The 14,961-nt window shown below is 70.7% G+C and carries 14 protein-coding genes; 12 read left to right on the top strand and 2 right to left on the bottom strand.

What is annotated here, in order from left to right; translation table 11 throughout:
• Nucleotides 1-12 precede the first annotated feature (12 nt).
• Nucleotides 13-2,115 carry a malate synthase G gene (locus HNQ67_RS09055; RefSeq protein ID WP_425486341.1) on the bottom strand — a complete coding sequence of 701 codons (2,103 nt, stop codon included), beginning with the start codon at nt 2,113-2,115 and terminating at the stop codon, nt 13-15.
• A 486-nt stretch (nt 2,116-2,601) separates the two neighbouring features.
• Between HNQ67_RS09055 and HNQ67_RS09050 the strand changes: the two genes are divergently transcribed.
• The 10 genes from HNQ67_RS09050 to HNQ67_RS09005 all read left to right on the top strand — a co-directional run bounded on the left by HNQ67_RS09050 (nt 2,602) and on the right by HNQ67_RS09005 (nt 12,498).
• Complete coding sequence (locus HNQ67_RS09050; RefSeq protein WP_183254578.1) at nt 2,602-2,931, top strand: PadR family transcriptional regulator; 330 nt, start codon at nt 2,602-2,604, stop codon at nt 2,929-2,931.
• A 23-nt stretch (nt 2,932-2,954) separates the two neighbouring features.
• A complete protein-coding gene (locus HNQ67_RS09045; protein WP_183254576.1) occupies nt 2,955-4,070 on the top strand; it encodes an HAAS signaling domain-containing protein in 1,116 nt (371 codons plus the stop codon).
• Nucleotides 4,071-4,185: 115 nt separating this feature from the next.
• The gene (locus HNQ67_RS09040) at nt 4,186-5,961 is read left to right on the top strand and encodes an SLC13 family permease (protein ID WP_183254574.1); all 1,776 of its coding nucleotides are present in this window, start codon (nt 4,186-4,188) and stop codon (nt 5,959-5,961) included.
• Between the two features lie 63 nt (nt 5,962-6,024).
• Nucleotides 6,025-7,128: a bifunctional transcriptional activator/DNA repair enzyme AdaA gene (locus HNQ67_RS09035; RefSeq protein ID WP_183254572.1), complete on the top strand. Its 1,104-nt coding sequence runs from the start codon at nt 6,025-6,027 to the stop codon at nt 7,126-7,128.
• On the top strand, nt 7,109-7,633 hold the full coding sequence (locus tag HNQ67_RS09030; RefSeq protein ID WP_246347518.1) for a methylated-DNA--[protein]-cysteine S-methyltransferase: 525 nt from the start codon (nt 7,109-7,111) through the stop codon (nt 7,631-7,633). Before HNQ67_RS09035 ends, HNQ67_RS09030 begins: the two co-directional genes overlap by 20 nt.
• Nucleotides 7,634-7,808: 175 nt before the next feature.
• A complete protein-coding gene (gene nadA, locus HNQ67_RS09025) occupies nt 7,809-8,888 on the top strand; it encodes a quinolinate synthase NadA (RefSeq protein ID WP_183254570.1) in 1,080 nt (359 codons plus the stop codon).
• A gap of 109 nt (nt 8,889-8,997) precedes the next feature.
• Complete coding sequence (locus HNQ67_RS09020; protein WP_183254567.1) at nt 8,998-9,855, top strand: metalloprotease; 858 nt, start codon at nt 8,998-9,000, stop codon at nt 9,853-9,855.
• A complete protein-coding gene (locus tag HNQ67_RS09015) occupies nt 9,852-11,351 on the top strand; it encodes an L-aspartate oxidase (protein WP_183254565.1) in 1,500 nt (499 codons plus the stop codon). Before HNQ67_RS09020 ends, HNQ67_RS09015 begins: the two co-directional genes overlap by 4 nt.
• 5 nt (nt 11,352-11,356) lie before the next feature.
• Complete coding sequence (gene nadC, locus HNQ67_RS09010) at nt 11,357-12,217, top strand: carboxylating nicotinate-nucleotide diphosphorylase (RefSeq protein ID WP_183254825.1); 861 nt, start codon at nt 11,357-11,359, stop codon at nt 12,215-12,217.
• A 71-nt stretch (nt 12,218-12,288) separates the two neighbouring features.
• A complete protein-coding gene (locus HNQ67_RS09005; protein WP_183254563.1) occupies nt 12,289-12,498 on the top strand; it encodes a hypothetical protein in 210 nt (69 codons plus the stop codon).
• Between the two features lie 165 nt (nt 12,499-12,663).
• Here the strand turns inward: HNQ67_RS09005 and HNQ67_RS09000 are convergent, their stop codons facing one another.
• Nucleotides 12,664-13,806, bottom strand: a complete 1,143-nt coding sequence (locus tag HNQ67_RS09000; protein WP_183254561.1) for a cell wall hydrolase — start codon at nt 13,804-13,806, stop codon at nt 12,664-12,666.
• A 445-nt stretch (nt 13,807-14,251) separates the two neighbouring features.
• Between HNQ67_RS09000 and HNQ67_RS08995 the strand changes: the two genes are divergently transcribed.
• Together HNQ67_RS08995 and HNQ67_RS08990 are read left to right on the top strand one after the other, a co-directional pair.
• The gene (locus tag HNQ67_RS08995; protein WP_183254559.1) at nt 14,252-14,437 is read left to right on the top strand and encodes a hypothetical protein; all 186 of its coding nucleotides are present in this window, start codon (nt 14,252-14,254) and stop codon (nt 14,435-14,437) included.
• 161 nt (nt 14,438-14,598) lie between these two features.
• On the top strand, nt 14,599-14,961 hold the full coding sequence (locus tag HNQ67_RS08990) for a DUF6481 family protein (protein ID WP_183254557.1): 363 nt from the start codon (nt 14,599-14,601) through the stop codon (nt 14,959-14,961).

Raw genomic sequence — 14,961 nt, 5'->3', positions numbered from 1 at the left:
CGCGGTGGGGGTTCAGCCCTGTTTGGCGCGTTGCCTGAAGCGGTGCAGCAATGGTTCGGTGTAGCCGTTGGGTTGCGCCGTCCCCTCGAAGACCAGCGCGCGGGCCGCCTGGAAGGCGAGGCTGTTCGACGGATCGGGGCCCATGGGGCGGTAGAGCGGATCGGCGGCGTTCTGGGCGTCGACCCTGGTGACCATGCGGAGGAGGGCGGCGTCGACCTGTTCGGGGGTGCAGACGCCGTGCAGCAGCCAGTTGGCCATGTGCTGCGAGGAGATGCGCAAGGTGGCGCGGTCTTCCATCAGGCCGACGTCATGGATGTCGGGCACCTTGGAACAGCCGACGCCCTGATCGATCCAGCGGACGACGTAGCCGAGCAGGCCCTGGGCGTTGTTGTCGAGCTCTTCGGCGATCACGGCCTCCGACCAGTTGCGCCCTTCCGCCAGGGGCGGTGTCAGCAGGGCGTCGAGGCCGGGGAGGGGGCGGTCGGCGATGGCGGGCCGGAGGGCGAAGACGTCGGTCTGGTGGTAGTGGAGGACGTGGAGGGTGGCGGCGGTGGGGCTGGGGACCCAGGCGGTGTTGGCGCCGGTCTTCGGATGGCCCGCCTTCTGGTCGAGCATCTCGGCCATGCGGTCGGGGGCGGCCCACATGCCCTTGCCGATCTGGGCCTTGCCGTCGAGGCCGCAGGCCAGGCCGATGGCCACGTTGCGGGCCTCATAGGCGGCGATCCAGTCCGACGACTTGATGTCGCCCTTGCGGACCACGGGGCCGGCCTGCATCGCCGTGTGAATCTCGTCGCCGGTGCGGTCGAGGAAGCCGGTGTTGATGAAGACGATCCGGTTCCGGACGGCGTGGATGCAGGCCGCGAGGTTGGCCGACGTGCGGCGCTCCTCGTCCATGACACCGACCTTGAGGCTGTGGCGCGGGAGGGCGAGCAGGTCCTCGACCGCGTCGAAAAGGGCGTTGGTGAAGGCGCATTCCTCCGGCCCGTGCATCTTGGGTTTGACGATGTAGATGGAGCCGGCCCGGCTGTTGCGGAGAGGCCCGGTCCCCTTAAGGTCGTGCAGCGCGATCAGGCTGGTGACGATGGCGTCGAGGATGCCTTCAGGGGCCTCGGAGCCGTCGGGCAGGACGACCGCCGGGGTGGTCATCAGGTGGCCGACGTTGCGGACGAACAGCAGGGACCGGCCCGGCAGGGCGACGGTCGAGCCGTCCGGAGCGGAGAACTGGCGGTCGGGGGCGAGGGTGCGGGTCAGCGACCGGCCGCCCTTGTCGAAGGTCTCGGCCAGATCGCCCTTCATCAGGCCGAGCCAGTTGCGGTAGGCGGCGGTCTTGTCGGCGGCGTCGACGGCGGCGACCGAGTCCTCGAGATCGACAATGGTCGACAGGGCGGCTTCGAGGACGACGTCGGAGATGCCGGCCGGGTCGTCGCGGCCGATCGGGTGGTCGGGGTCGAAGATCACCTCGATGTGCAGGCCGTGGTGGCGGAACAGGCGCGAGCGGTCAGAGCGGCCGACGTACTGGGCCGGGTCGCGGACGGCGATGCCTCTGTGCGGGTCGGTCAAAGCGGCCCAGGAACCTTCGGCCAGGGGCACGGCCTCGTCGAGGAAGGCCTTCGCCCGGGCGACGACGCGGGCGCCGCGTTCAGGGTCGTAGCCGCCGCCGGGCGGCAGTTCGCCGAGTGCGTCGGTGCCGTAGAGGGCGTCATAGAGGCTGCCCCAGCGGGCGTTGGCGGCGTTGAGCACGAAGCGGGCGTTGAGGCTGGGGACGACCAACTGCGGACCGGCCAGGGTGGCGACCTCGGGATCGACGCCCAGCGTGCCGATGGCGAAGGGGGCGGGCTCTTCGACGAGGTAACCGATGTCGCGCAGAAAAGCCGCTGTGGCGGCCGGGTCATGGGGCCGGCCGCGTCGGGCCTCATGCCAGGCGTCGATGCGGCTCTGGAGATCATCGCGGATCGCCAGCAGGAGGCGGTTCTCGGGGGCGAAGCGGGCGAAGACGTCGGCGGCGCCAGTCCAGAAGCGGTCCGCGTCGAGATCGAGACCCGGCAGGACTTCGGTTTCGATGAAGGCAGCGAGGTGCTCGTCGACCTGCAATCCGGCGCGCGGCGTCATCGGCATGGGCGTCTCCTCGGGGCGGGCCTGTAACATTCCGTGATGACCCCGCGGAAGTCGAGCCGATTTTCGCGCTGCGGCAGGACCGGATTTTACGCGGGTAAAATCCGAAAACAGAGTCCACGGAGTCCACAGAGTCCCGATCGGCGTTCCGCGGGCGGTGCGGCGGGGATGCGCTTGTCAAAGACCGGAGGCGGAAACCAGGCATTGTGGGCTCGCTGGATTCCAGGGCGGGAACATTCATCTGAGAAAAGCGGAAGTGACTGGAAAGCCGGTATTTCGTCCGCTGAACCCGACCATATTTTTCGGAATAGCCAGCACAGCGTCACGGACGGCCGCCGTCGCTCCTTGCGCCGAAGGTGGCCGGGCTGAGCAAGGTCGGGTGGGGGTCTCTTCAGCGGCCAAGGTTGGCGGCGGCGTCATGGTTGACTCGGTCATACAGTATGCGGCATACACTGTATGGCGCACACTATGTGGCAAGCAGGAAAGCCGATGATCGTCGATCCGGATCTTTTTGAATCGATGCGTATGGAGCTGCGGCGGGGGTCGCTGGTGCTGGCCGTGCTCGCCCGGCTGCGAGAGGAGCGCTACGGCTACACCCTGCGCCAGGCGCTGGCCTCTGACGGGCTCGAGATGGAGGAGAGCACCCTCTATCCGCTGCTGCGCCGGCTGGAGAGCCAGGGGCTGCTGACCAGCGAATGGCGCGAGGAGGAGAAGCGCAAGAAGCGCTTCTACCGGCTGTCGCCGATGGGCGAGGCGATGCTGTCGGCGCTGGCCGACGAATGGCGGGGCATCAACGCCTCGCTCGACAAGATTCTCTGAAACCCGGGGTGGGAGAAAACGCCGTGGACCTGATCGACCGCTATCTCAACGCCGTCGCCGCCCAGCTGCCGCTGGACGAGCGCGACGACATCGTCGCCGAACTGCGCGACCTGATCCTGAGCCGTTTCGAGGCCGGGGAAGATGAGCTGGGACGCGCCCTGACCGACGCGGAGAAGGAGGCCATCCTGCAGGAGATCGGCCATCCGCTGGTCGTGGCGGCGCGTTATCGCAAGGGGCCGGACGCGCTGGTCGGGCCGGAGCTGTTTCCCTACTGGCTGTTCGGGGTGAAGGCGGGGCTGCTGGTCCTGCTGGCCGTTCACGCCATCGGCCTGTTCATCAACCTGATCGGCGGGCCGGCAGACGCCGGGCGCGCCATCGCCCAGGCCTTCCACAGCTTCTTCGGCGCCGGGCTGACCCTGATCGGGGCCGCGACGCTGGCGGCGGCGATCTTCGAACACTACGGCATCCGCCCGACATGGCTGACGAAATGGCGGGTGAAGGATCTTGGGGCCTTCGGCCTGTCGGATCCGGCGGCGTGGGGCGCGTCGGTCGCGGCGACGGACAAGGCCAAACAGACCTGGATGCCGCGGCCCCGAAAGGGCTGGCCCGGCGGGGAGTATCTGTTCTCCTTCCTGGCCACGGGCGTCTTCGTGCTGTGGTGGGTCGGCGCGATCCACTTCCCGGGGCTGTTCCACGTCGGGCTGCGCGGCGAGGACGCGGTGGCGACCGGGGCGCCGATCTGGACCACCCTCTACGGCGCCATCCTGTTCTACGCCGTGGCCCAGATGGCCGTCGATCTGGCCAGTCTGGTGCGGCCCTATGCGGTGCGGATGCGGGCCGCGGCCCAGGCCGTTCTCGCCGGGATCGGTCTGTGGCTGACGTGGACGATCTTCGAGGCCGGCCACTGGTTCACCCTGACCCGTGATGGAGAAACGGCGCGGATCGCCGGGGACTGGGTGCTGCTCGATTTCGACCGGCTGCGGGCGATCGGCGACGGCGGGCGGGATCTCGTCGGGGTGGCCAGCACCCTGTCGCTGGTCATGAGCTGGGCCATAGCGATCGTGGCGATCAGTCTGATGTTCAACGCGGTCGCCAACCTGTGGCGACTGGTTCAGCCGGAGCGGCGGTCCGCGACCTGACCGAACCGCAGGCGGCGGGCCTGCCTATTGACCCGCGCGCGGTTTGAGCGGAGCCGTTGTCGGGGTCGGGCGTTGACGCCCGGCGGCGGACAGGCCGCGACAGGGGCTGAACGGCGTGACACTGCAGCAAGGGCTGGCCTTCGGGCTGGTGGGACTGACCATCATCGCCTTCATCTGGGGGCGGTTCCGCTATGACCTCGTGGCGCTCGCGGCCCTGGTCGCGGGGCTGTTGCTCGGGATCATCCCGGCCGAGGCGGCCTTCGACGGCTTCCGCAACGACATCACCATCATCATCGCCGCCGCCCTCGTGGTGTCCGCCGCCTTCTCGCGCTCCGGCATCGTCGAGTGGCTGCTGGGCCGGGTGATCCACCGGCTGGAGACCGAGCGCAGCCAGGTGCCGTTCCTGACGGTGGTGGTCACCCTGCTGTCGATGGTCACCAAGAACGTCGGCGCCCTGGCGATCATGCTGCCGGTGGCGCTGAGAGTGTCCCGCAAGACCGGCACGCCGCCGTCGCGCCTGCTGATGCCGATGGCCTTCGGGGCCATGGCGGGCGGGATGGTGACCCTGGTCGGCACCTCGCCCAACATCATCGTCGCGGGGGTGCGCGAGGAGCTGATCGGCCGACCGTTCCAGATGTTCGACTATGCGCCCGTCGGTCTGGCGCTGACCGCCGGGATCCTGATCTTCCTCGCCTTCGGCTATCGCCTGCTGCCGAAAGATCGCAGGGGCGCCGCCAGCATGTCGGCCGCCCTGGCCGCCAACGCCTACAGCACCGACGCGCGCGCCCCCGAAGACTGGCCGTTGGAGAAGATGACGGTCAGCGCCCTGGCCGAACTGGGCGGCGGCGAGGTCGATATCCTGACCGTCATCCGCGATGGCAAACGAATCCCACGCCCGCGCGGCAATGTCGTGGTCCGGCGCAGCGACCTGATCGTCATCGAGGGCACCGCCGAGGCGTTGGCGGAGTTCGTGTCCCGCACCAAGCTGATCCTCGCCGGCGAGCGCCGGGCCGTCGCCACGGGCGAACCCGGCGAGGACATCGGGGTGGTCGAAGCGGTCGTCGGCGCCAACTCCCCGCTGCAGGACGGCACCATCGCCTCGTCCAATCTGCACGGCACCTATGGCGTCAATCTGCTCGGGGTTTCGCGCAGCGGTTTTCAGGTCACCCAGCGCCTGCGCAATGCGCGGCTGCGGCAGGGCGACATCATCCTGTTGCAGGGGGCGGAAAGCCGCCTGCCCGAGGCGTTGGGCGAACTGGATCTGCTGCCTCTCGCCGAGCGCCAGGTCGGGCTGGGCGGCGTGCGCAAAAGGTTCATGCCGGCCCTGACTCTGGCGGCGGCGATGCTGCTGGTCGGATTCCAGCTCGTGCCGGTGGCCGCCGCCTTCTTCGGGGCCGCGGTCATCATCGTCATGCTGGGCGGGCTGAAGATGCGTGAGGCCTATCAGGCGCTGGACGGGCCCCTGCTGGTGCTGATCGCCGCCCTGATCCCGGTCTCGGCCGCAATCCAGCAGACCGGCGGCGCCGACCTGATCGCCACAGCCCTGAGCGGCCTGTTCGGCGGAATCCCCGGACTGGCGGCCGTGGCGGCCCTGATGTTCGCGGCCATGGCCGTGACGCCGTTCCTGAACAACGCCGCGACGGTGCTGATCCTGGCCCCCATCGGCGCGACGCTGGCCACCCAGCTCGGCTATCGGCCCGACGCCTTCCTGATGGCGGTGGCCGTGGGCGCGGCGTGCGACTTCCTGACCCCCATCGGACACCAGTGCAATACGCTGGTGATGCAGCCCGCGGGGTACAAGTTCGCCGACTATCCCCGGTTGGGCGCGCCGCTGAGCCTGCTGGTGCTGCTGGCGGGACCGCCGCTGATCCTCCTCTTCTGGCCGCTGTAGGGCGTCCACGCCCATGTCCGAAAACCGCGAGCGTTTGGCGTCACTTCCGCCTATCTTCCGCCCATGGAAAGCGCCCGCGAACTGGATCAGGAGGCCTGCTACCGCGCCGTGCTGACCCGCGACGCGCGGTTCGACGGGCGGTTCTTCGGCTGCGTCAAGACGACGGGCATATACTGCCGTCCCGTCTGTCCGGCCCGGACGCCGAAGCGGGAGAACATGTTCTTCGTGCCGACGGCCGCCGCGGCCGAGGAGGCCGGCTTTCGCGCCTGCCTGCGTTGCCGGCCCGAGGCGGCGCCGGACATGGGCGCCTGGCGCGGCACCTCCAACACCGTCAGCCGGGCGCTAGCCCTGATCGAGGCGGGGGCGCTGGATGAGGGCGACGTCGATGCGCTGGCGGGCCGGCTCGGGGTCGGCGAACGACACCTGAGGCGGCTGTTCCGCCAGCATCTGGGCGCGGCCCCGGTCAGCGTCGCCCAGACCCGCCGGGTGCTGCTGGCCAAGGCTCTGATCCACCAGACCGACCTGTCGATGGCCCAGGTGGCCCTGGCCTCGGGCTTCGGCAGCGTGCGGCGGTTCAACGAGACCTTTCAGACCCTGTACGAGCGCCCGCCGTCGGCGCTGCGCCGGCGCGGAGAGAAGGTCCATGAGGGCGGGGTGCGGCTGAGCCTGTCCTACCGGCCGCCCTATGACTGGGATGCGATGTTCGCGGCGCTGGAGGCGCGGGGCGACGTGGTCGTGGGCCGGCGATGGTCCCGGGCCCTGACAAAGGCGATCGACGGAGCGGACGGGTTCGTGACCGTCGAGCCGGGGGAGGCCGGGCGGGTCTCGGTCTGCGTCGAGGCCGACGACCTGAAGGCCCTGCCCGGGGTTTTGGCGCGGGTGCGGCGGGTGTTTGACCTGTCGGCGGACCCGGACGCGATCGCGCGTGACCTGTCGGCCGATCCGGCGTTGAAGCCGCTGATCGCGGCGCGGCCCGGCCTGCGCCTGCCCGGCGACTGGATGGACGAAGGGGCGGAGCCGCCCAACGACCGTCTGATTGACGACGCCCTGACCGCGCGCGCCGAAGGCTGGCGGCCGTGGCGCGCCTATGGCGCCCTGCACCTGGCGATGGCCGGGATCACGGGCGCGGACCTGATGGAGACGACCGATGCGAAACACGCCGCCTGAAACCCTGACCCTCGATCGCGTCGCCACCCCGGTCGGCGAGGTGCTGCTGGTCACCGACGGCGAGGGCGCCGTGCGGGCGCTGGATTTCGCCGATTACGAGGCGCGGATGCGGCACCTGCTCGGTCGGCACAGTCCCGGCTCGGTCCTGACCCCGGGGCGGGCGCCGGAGGGCGTGCGCCGGGCTGTGGAGGCCTATTTCTCGGGCGAGGTGCGGGCGCTCGACGGCGTCGCGGTGAAGACCGGCGGCACCGCCTTCCAGAAGGCTGTCTGGGCCGCCTTGCGCGCCATTCCAGCGGGCGAAACGCGCAGCTACGGCCAGCTGGCGGCGGCGATCGGCTCACCCAAGGCGGTGCGGGCGGCGGGGCTGGCCAACGGGCAGAACCCCGTGGCGGTGATTGTGCCGTGCCACCGGGTAATCGGGGCGAACGGGACGCTGACCGGTTACGCCGGCGGGCTGGAGCGCAAGCGTTGGCTGCTGGCGCATGAAGGGGTGGCGGTCGTCTGATGTCCTTCTCCCGCAAGGGAGAGGGGCGCGACTTTGGCCCCTTGCATTTCCCGCCCATCGGCCTAGATTATGCTCACTTATGCTGAAAGTGAGCATAAGTCGGCGGCGGACCCTTGAGGCCACCGCCGTTCTTCGGACCCATGATTTGCTCAAATCGAGCAAAAGGGGATTGGAAATGGCCGACGGCGCCTTCGGACTGAGCAGGGAACTGGAGCTGGCGACCGCGCCGGTCTGGGCCAAGGTGCGCGATCATGTGACGCCGCTGGAGTGGCCGGCGCAGGCGGCGCTGATCCACGAGATCAACCAGCTGAAGCGCGAGCGCGACGCCGTCATCCTCGCCCACAACTATATGACGCCGGAAATCTTCCACGGCGTCGGCGACTATGTCGGCGACAGCCTCGGCCTGGCCAAGGAAGCGGCGCGGTCGGACGCCAGGGTGATCGTCCAGGCCGGCGTGCATTTCATGGCCGAGACCTCGAAGATCCTGTCGCCCGAAAAGACCGTGCTGATCCCCGATCTGCGCGCCGGCTGCTCGCTGGCGGCCTCGATCACGGGCGCCGACGTGCGGCTGATCAAGCAGCGCTATCCGGGCCTGCCGGTGGTGACCTACGTCAACACCACCGCCGACGTGAAGGCCGAGACCGATATCTGCTGCACCAGCGCCAACGCCGTGCAGGTGGTGGAGTGGGCGGCGAAGGAGTGGGGCGTCGACCGCGTCATCCTGATCCCCGACGAATATCTGGCGCGCAACGTCGCGGCCCAGACGACGGTGGGCATCGTCGCCTGGAAGGGCCGCTGCGAGGTGCACGAGCGGTTCACCGCGCAGGACATCGAAGAGATGCGCGCGGCCTATCCGGGCGCGGAAATCCTCGCCCACCCGGAATGCCCCGAGGACGTGCTGGCGGCCTCGGACTTCGCCGGATCGACGGCGGCGATGATAGACCACGTCACGGCGCGCAAGCCGAAGCAGGTGGTGATGATCACCGAATGCTCGATGGCCTCCAACGTGGCCGGGGACCTGCCCGGCGTGCAGTTCATCGGCCCCTGCAACCTGTGCCCGTACATGAAGCGGATCACGCTGGAGAACATCCGCGACTGCCTGGTCAACATGCAGTTCGAGGTGACCGTGCCGGACGAGATCGCTGAACCGGCGCGTCTGGCGGTGCAGCGGATGGTCGACCTGCCGCCGCCGGCAATCCCGGCGCGCTACGACCTGGTCAAGGCGCGGCATCATGTGGCGGTGGAGCTGATCTGATGCACTACGTCGCGCCTGTCCGCGCCGTCGCCACCGTCGACCGCAAGACGCTGCGGCTTCTCGCCGTCCCGGCCTTGTGGCTCCGGTCGGACAAGTCCACTTCAAGGGCATGAAAGACAGCGACACCCCCCGCCGCCCGGGCCCCTGGGACCCGCGGCCTGAAGACCTCGCCGTGAAGCCGGCCGCGGCGGAACCTGTCCGCGTGCAGGCCGCAGAAGCGCCGCTGGACAAGGGGCAGAACCCGGTCTGGGCGGTGATCTCCACGGCCTTGCTGGGCGGCTTCATCTGGTGGATCACCGGCAGCTGGGTCATCGCCGTGGCGCTGATCTGGGGCCTGTTGGTGCACGAGTTCGGCCATGTGCTGGCCATGAACCGGCTCGGCATGGGACCGGCCCGCATCTACATCATTCCTTTCCTCGGCGGCGTGGCGAAGAGCCAACGGCTGCCGCAGAGCGAGTGGCACGGGGTGCTGGTCTCGCTGGCCGGGCCGGCCTTCGGCCTGCTGGCGGCGATCCCGTTCTTCGCGGGCTTCATCGCCACCGGGCATGGCGCGTGGCTGCTGGGCGCGGCGGTGATCGCGGCGGTCAACCTGATCAACCTTGCGCCGGCGCCGCCGCTGGACGGGTCCAAGGCGCTGGGACCGGTGCTGGCGGGCATCCATCCGATGGTCGAACGCGTCGCCATGATGGCCATGGGCGGCCTCGTGGTCTGGTGGGGCTTCACGACCGGGCGGTGGATCCTCGCCGCGTTCCTGGCCATCGCCCTGATCGGCCATCTGAAGCGCGGGACCTGGCGTCCGGACGGACGGCCGCTGACGCGCCGCGAGTCAGTGTTCAGCGTCGGCCTGTTCGTCGTCACGGCGGCGGCCTGCGCCGGGGTCGGGGTGGCCGCCCTGATGCCGCTCGGCAATGGATCGCTGCCGGCCGCGCTCGACATCGCCGGCCGCTATCTCGGCATGGGCGGGTGAGCCGCATCGAACATGACGGGCCGCTGATCATCGGCGGCGGGCTGGCGGGGCTGTCGACCGCGCTGGAAGCCGCGCCGCGCAAGGTGCTGGTGGCGACGCCCGCGCCGCTGCTGCAGGCCTGCTCATCCGCATGGGCGCAGGGCGGGGTGGCGGCGGCGCTGTCGCCCTCCGATGCGCCGGCCCTGCACGCCGCCGACACCGAGGCCGCGGGGGCTGGCTTGGTGGAGACCACCGCGGCGCAACTGCTGACCGCCGACGGGCGCGAGACGGTGGAGTGGCTGGCCGCGCTGGGCGCGCCGTTCGACCGGGACGCGGCGGGCGACTTCGCCGTCAGCCTCGAGGCCGCCCATTCGCGGGCGCGCGTAGCCCGCGTCGGCGGCGACGGGGCGGGGCGGGCCATCCTGTCGGCGCTGGTCGCGGCGGCGCGGGCCGCGCCCCACATCGAGATCTGGGAGGACGGACGGCTGCGCGGCCTGATCCAGGACGAGGCCGGGCGGGTTCGCGGCGCGCTGGTCGAACGCGGCGGGCGTCTGCTCGAGGTGCTGGCCCCGGCGGTGGTGCTGGCCACCGGCGGCGCGGGCGGGCTCTACGCCCAGACGACGACGCCGGCCGCCCTGCTCGGCGAGGGCATGGCGCTGGCGCACCGGGCGGGCGCCGAGATTCTGGACCCCGAATTCGTCCAGTTCCACCCCACCGCCATGGACGTCGGCCTCGATCCCATGCCGCTGGCCACCGAGGCGTTGCGGGGCGAGGGGGCGCGGCTGATCGACGGCGAGGGCGGATTCTTGCTGGGCGAGGCCGCCGACGCCGATCTGCAGCCGCGCGACGTCGTGGCCCGGGCGGTGCATGCGGCGCGCGCGGCGGGCCGGGGCGCGTTTCTGGATGCGCGGGCGATCGGCTGGGACTTCCCCCATGCGTTCCCGGCCGTCTTCGCCGCCTGCATGCGGGCCGGGCTGGACCCGCGCGAGTCGCCGATCCCTGTGGCCGCCGCGGCGCACTACCACATGGGCGGGATCGCCGCCGGGCCGGACGGGCGCACCACGCTGGAGGGCCTGTTCGCGGTCGGCGAATGCGCCGCCACCGGCGTGCATGGGGCCAACCGGCTGGCGTCCAACTCCCTGCTGGAAGCCGCCGCCTTCGGGCGCCGCACGGGCCGGAGGGCGGCGCGGGTCACCATGGCCGCGGGACCCGTGGCGGCGCCGGTTGCGGCCCCCGATCTGCCGCCCGAGGGCCTGAAGCGGCTCCGCCGGACGATGAGCGCCGACGCGGGAGTGGTCCGCAGCGCGGCCGGTCTGAGCCGCGCCCTGACGGTGCTGGACCAGCTGGAAGCCCGGACGCCCGGCGCCCTGCCGACCGCCGCGGCCCGGCTGATCGTCCTGGCGGCCCTGGCGCGGCGCGAGAGCCGGGGCGGGCACTGGCGCGGCGACTTCCCCGAGGCGGCCGCCGAGGCGCGACACACCCGGCTGCGGGCCCCGGTCCCGGCGATGGCGGAATGAGCGACATGACCCTGACCCGGCGCCTGCCTGACCTGCTGATCGAACCGGTGGTGCGGATGGCCCTCGCCGAGGATCTCGGCCGCGCCGGCGATCTGACCGGACAGGCCTGCATTCCCGAGGGCGCGCGGATGCGGGCGGTGTTCGCGGCGCGGCGGCCGGGCGTGCTGGGCGGGGTCGACTGCGTGCGGCTGGCGCTGCTGGCCCTGGACCCGGCGGCGACAATCGAACTGAAGGCCCGCGACGGCGCGGCGTTCGAGGCCGGAGCGGCGCTGGTCGAGGCCGAGGCCGACGCCCGCGCCTTCCTCGCCGCTGAGCGAACGGCGCTGAACCTGCTCGGCCGGCTGTGCGGGGTGGCGACCCTGACCCGGGCCTATGTCGGTGCGGTCGAGGGCACGGGCGCCCGTATCGCCGACACCCGCAAGACCACGCCCGGCCTGCGCGCGCTCGAGAAGCACGCCGTGGCCTGCGGCGGCGGGGTCAATCACCGGTTCGGCCTGGATGACGCCATCCTCATCAAGGACAACCATGTCGCCGTCTGCGGCGGAGTCGGGCCGGCGATCCGGCGAGCACGGGCCGCGGCCGGCCATCTGGTCAAGATCGAGATCGAGGTCGACGGGCTGGATCAACTGGACGAGGCGCTGGTCGAACGGCCGGACGTGGTCATGCTCGACAACTTCAGCGTCGGGATGCTGCGCGAGGCGGTGGCGCGGGTGAAGGCGTCATCGTTCGCCCCCCGGATCGAGGCCTCGGGCGGGGTGTCGCTCGATACCGTGCGGGCCATGGCGGAGACCGGCGTCGACGTCATCTCGGTCGGCGCCCTGACCCATTCAGCGCCGTCGCTGGATATCGGCCTCGACGCCCTTTGAAAGCGCGGCCGTAAGGAACAGCCGCGGCCGCCCCCCGTTTTCCTGAGCACACCGTTGCAAGGAGCGAGATCATGACCAAGGCGCCGAAAATCCCGCCGGAACAACAAAGCTTTGCGGACCAGAAGCCCGACATCGAGGGTGACAGCGGCGACCGCCGCGACCGTCGGACCGACGTGCGCACCGGCCAGCCGGGCGACGCGGGCCTCAACAAGGCCCAGGAAGGCCGCTTCGGCGACATCCATCAGAACACCCACAACGTCGGCTATCAGCAGGACCGTTGATGGCGCGCGACGGGGTTTCGCCGACGACTGAGACCAGACCCGCAGAGGGTCAGCCGGGCGCCGATCAGCGACGGGCGCAGGACTTTGGTCCGCTGCACGGCGGAGCCCTTATTCACTGGCAGGTGGAGGAGCGGCGGCTCTGAGAGACGCCTCTCTCGAGGATGCTCAGGCCGAGGGCGTCGCCGAGGCGGGCGTAGCCACCGAGGCCGAGGCGCCGACGGGTTGCGCGACCTTGGCGGCCGGAGCGGGCGAGGTCGGCGTGGTCGCCGCCGGTGCGGCCGGAGCCGGGGTCGCCGCAGCGGCCTCGGCGGGCGCGGACGGCGTCCGCCCTTCCTGGGCCAGCAACAGATTGTAGGCGATGGCGCCCGCGTCGCGCACGGCGCCCGATGGGTCGAGGCTGGCCTGGACCAGCTGCGGGGCGCTCACGTCCGCATCCGTCGACGGACGGGCGGCGTAGGTGAAGGCGGCGCCGGACCCCGAACGTCCGCCGAAGCGGTAGAACAGGTGGTCGCCGACCTGGCTGACCCGCACCAGCGAGTGGCGCCAGCGCGGCGAAACACCGGTGGTGTGGAAATGGGTGGCGTTGCCGACGCGGGCCTCGACGGCGCCGGACAGGGCGGCGGAGGCGACGTCACGGGCCCGGTTCCAGGCGGCGCGGTTGACGGGGCCGCGCATCGAACCGTTGCAGGTGAAGCTGAACTGGCAACCGGTGCGCCGTCCGGCGCCCTGGAACACCACACCGCAGACGCTGTTCGGGAAGGCCCGGTGGCGGGCGCGGTTGAGGACGACCTGGGCTACGGCCCTCATGCCGTCGCGGCCCTCGCCGCGGGCTTCATAATAGGCCGCCTGGGTCAGGCATTCGAGATCGCGCGAGGCGTCCAGCGCCCCACCGAGACGGAAGGGCTGGGCCGCCAGCGGGCCCGTCAGGCTGACCTGGCGCAGGCCGCTGTCCGAAGACTGGCCGCGGAGCTGTTCAAGGCGCGCGGTGAGCAGGGCGGACTGCCGGTCGCGCTGGGCCGAGCCGGCGACGGTGTAGGGATCATGGCGGCGCGCGATGGCGAGGGCGCTCTCGTCGAGCCCCCCGGCGGCGGCGGCCAAAGCCTCTTCAGTGAAGCCGGCGGCGGTGGCGCTGTCGATGCGCTCCGCCTGGGCGCGAACCGTCGTCGCCTTCGCCGCCGCGCCGCCCAGCCAGGCGCAGCCGATCGCCAGGCCCACTACCGCGCCGAACGTCGCCGCCGCCACGCCGGGCCGAATCTGGGCCTTGCGGTCGGCAGGAGAAATCGCACGCGGATGCGAGGGCTTCGACAAAGGCTCAGTCCTGTTCAGCAGGGCGCAGCGCCGCCCCCGGTTAGTCTCGCGGCGGGGGCGACCCAACGGTCGCGGCCCGGCTGCGGTAGATCGACGGTCGGCGAACGGGCCGGCTGTCGGGGACGCGCCTTAAGCCAGCCGTTTATGGCCGCAATGTGGTTGATTCGCAAGATTCACGGTCGCCGTAACATCGGCGCGACCGTCGCCGGTATGTCATCAGGTGCCGGTTCGTCGCAGTTTGTACAGAGCTCCAGTGGAACTCAGCAATACTGTAATTAACGACGTTGCATCAACCGGATCATATCATACGTGCGCTCTGCGGGATTGGGGATCGCTCAAGATATTGTCTTCGCGATGTGAAAATCTGGCCCGTCGTCTTGAGTCAACGCCACAGGAACGGCTTCGGCCTGATCGCGTTCAGGCTCCACCAGAACAGGAGCCCGTCATGAAACGTATCGCGCCGCTACTCGCCGCGGCCATCGCCGCCACCAGCCTCGCCGCCTGCGGCCAGACGATCGAACAGAAGGCCGCCACCGGCGCGGTCGCCGGCGCCCTCGTGGCCGGGCCCGTCGGTGCGGCCGTGGGCGGCGCGGCCGGCACAGCCGTCGGACAGGCCGAGAAGCCCAACTGACACAGTCGCGGACTCGAATGCGGAGGCGGAGCGGCGACTCCGCCTCGCAACCTTGATTTCCGCGACTATATGGGCTTAGCCCACCCGGCGTTGGCTGAGCGCCGCTCGCCGCGCCCTTCACGCGCCTGCCAAAACAATCAAGGACATCGACGACCGCTCGCATGAGAGATCTGAAACAAACCGGCTTCACCGACCGCCTGACCGCCCAGCAGGAGGCCAAGAAGGCCTTGCTCGCCCGCTTCAAACCGAAGCCCGCCGCCCCGGACCCCGAGTTCGACAAGCTGCAAGCCAGGCGCGATGCCGAGAAGGAAGCCCTGCGTCAGCAGCGCGAGCTGGAGAAGGCCGAGATCCGTCGCCAGAAGGCGGAGGCCGAGGCCGCCCGTCTCGCGGCCGAGCGCGAGGCGCAGGAAGCCGTCGAGGCCGAGAAGCGCGCCGCTCGCAAGGAGCGCAAACAGCTCACCAAGGAGGAGCAAAAGGCCGCCCGCGACGCCCGCTACGCGGCCCGCAAGGCGCGCCAGCGCTAG

The organism is Brevundimonas basaltis, assembly GCF_014202075.1.
Taxonomy (GTDB): Bacteria; Pseudomonadota; Alphaproteobacteria; order Caulobacterales; family Caulobacteraceae; genus Brevundimonas; species Brevundimonas basaltis.
This window is presented reverse-complemented; position numbering and strand designations above follow the sequence as displayed.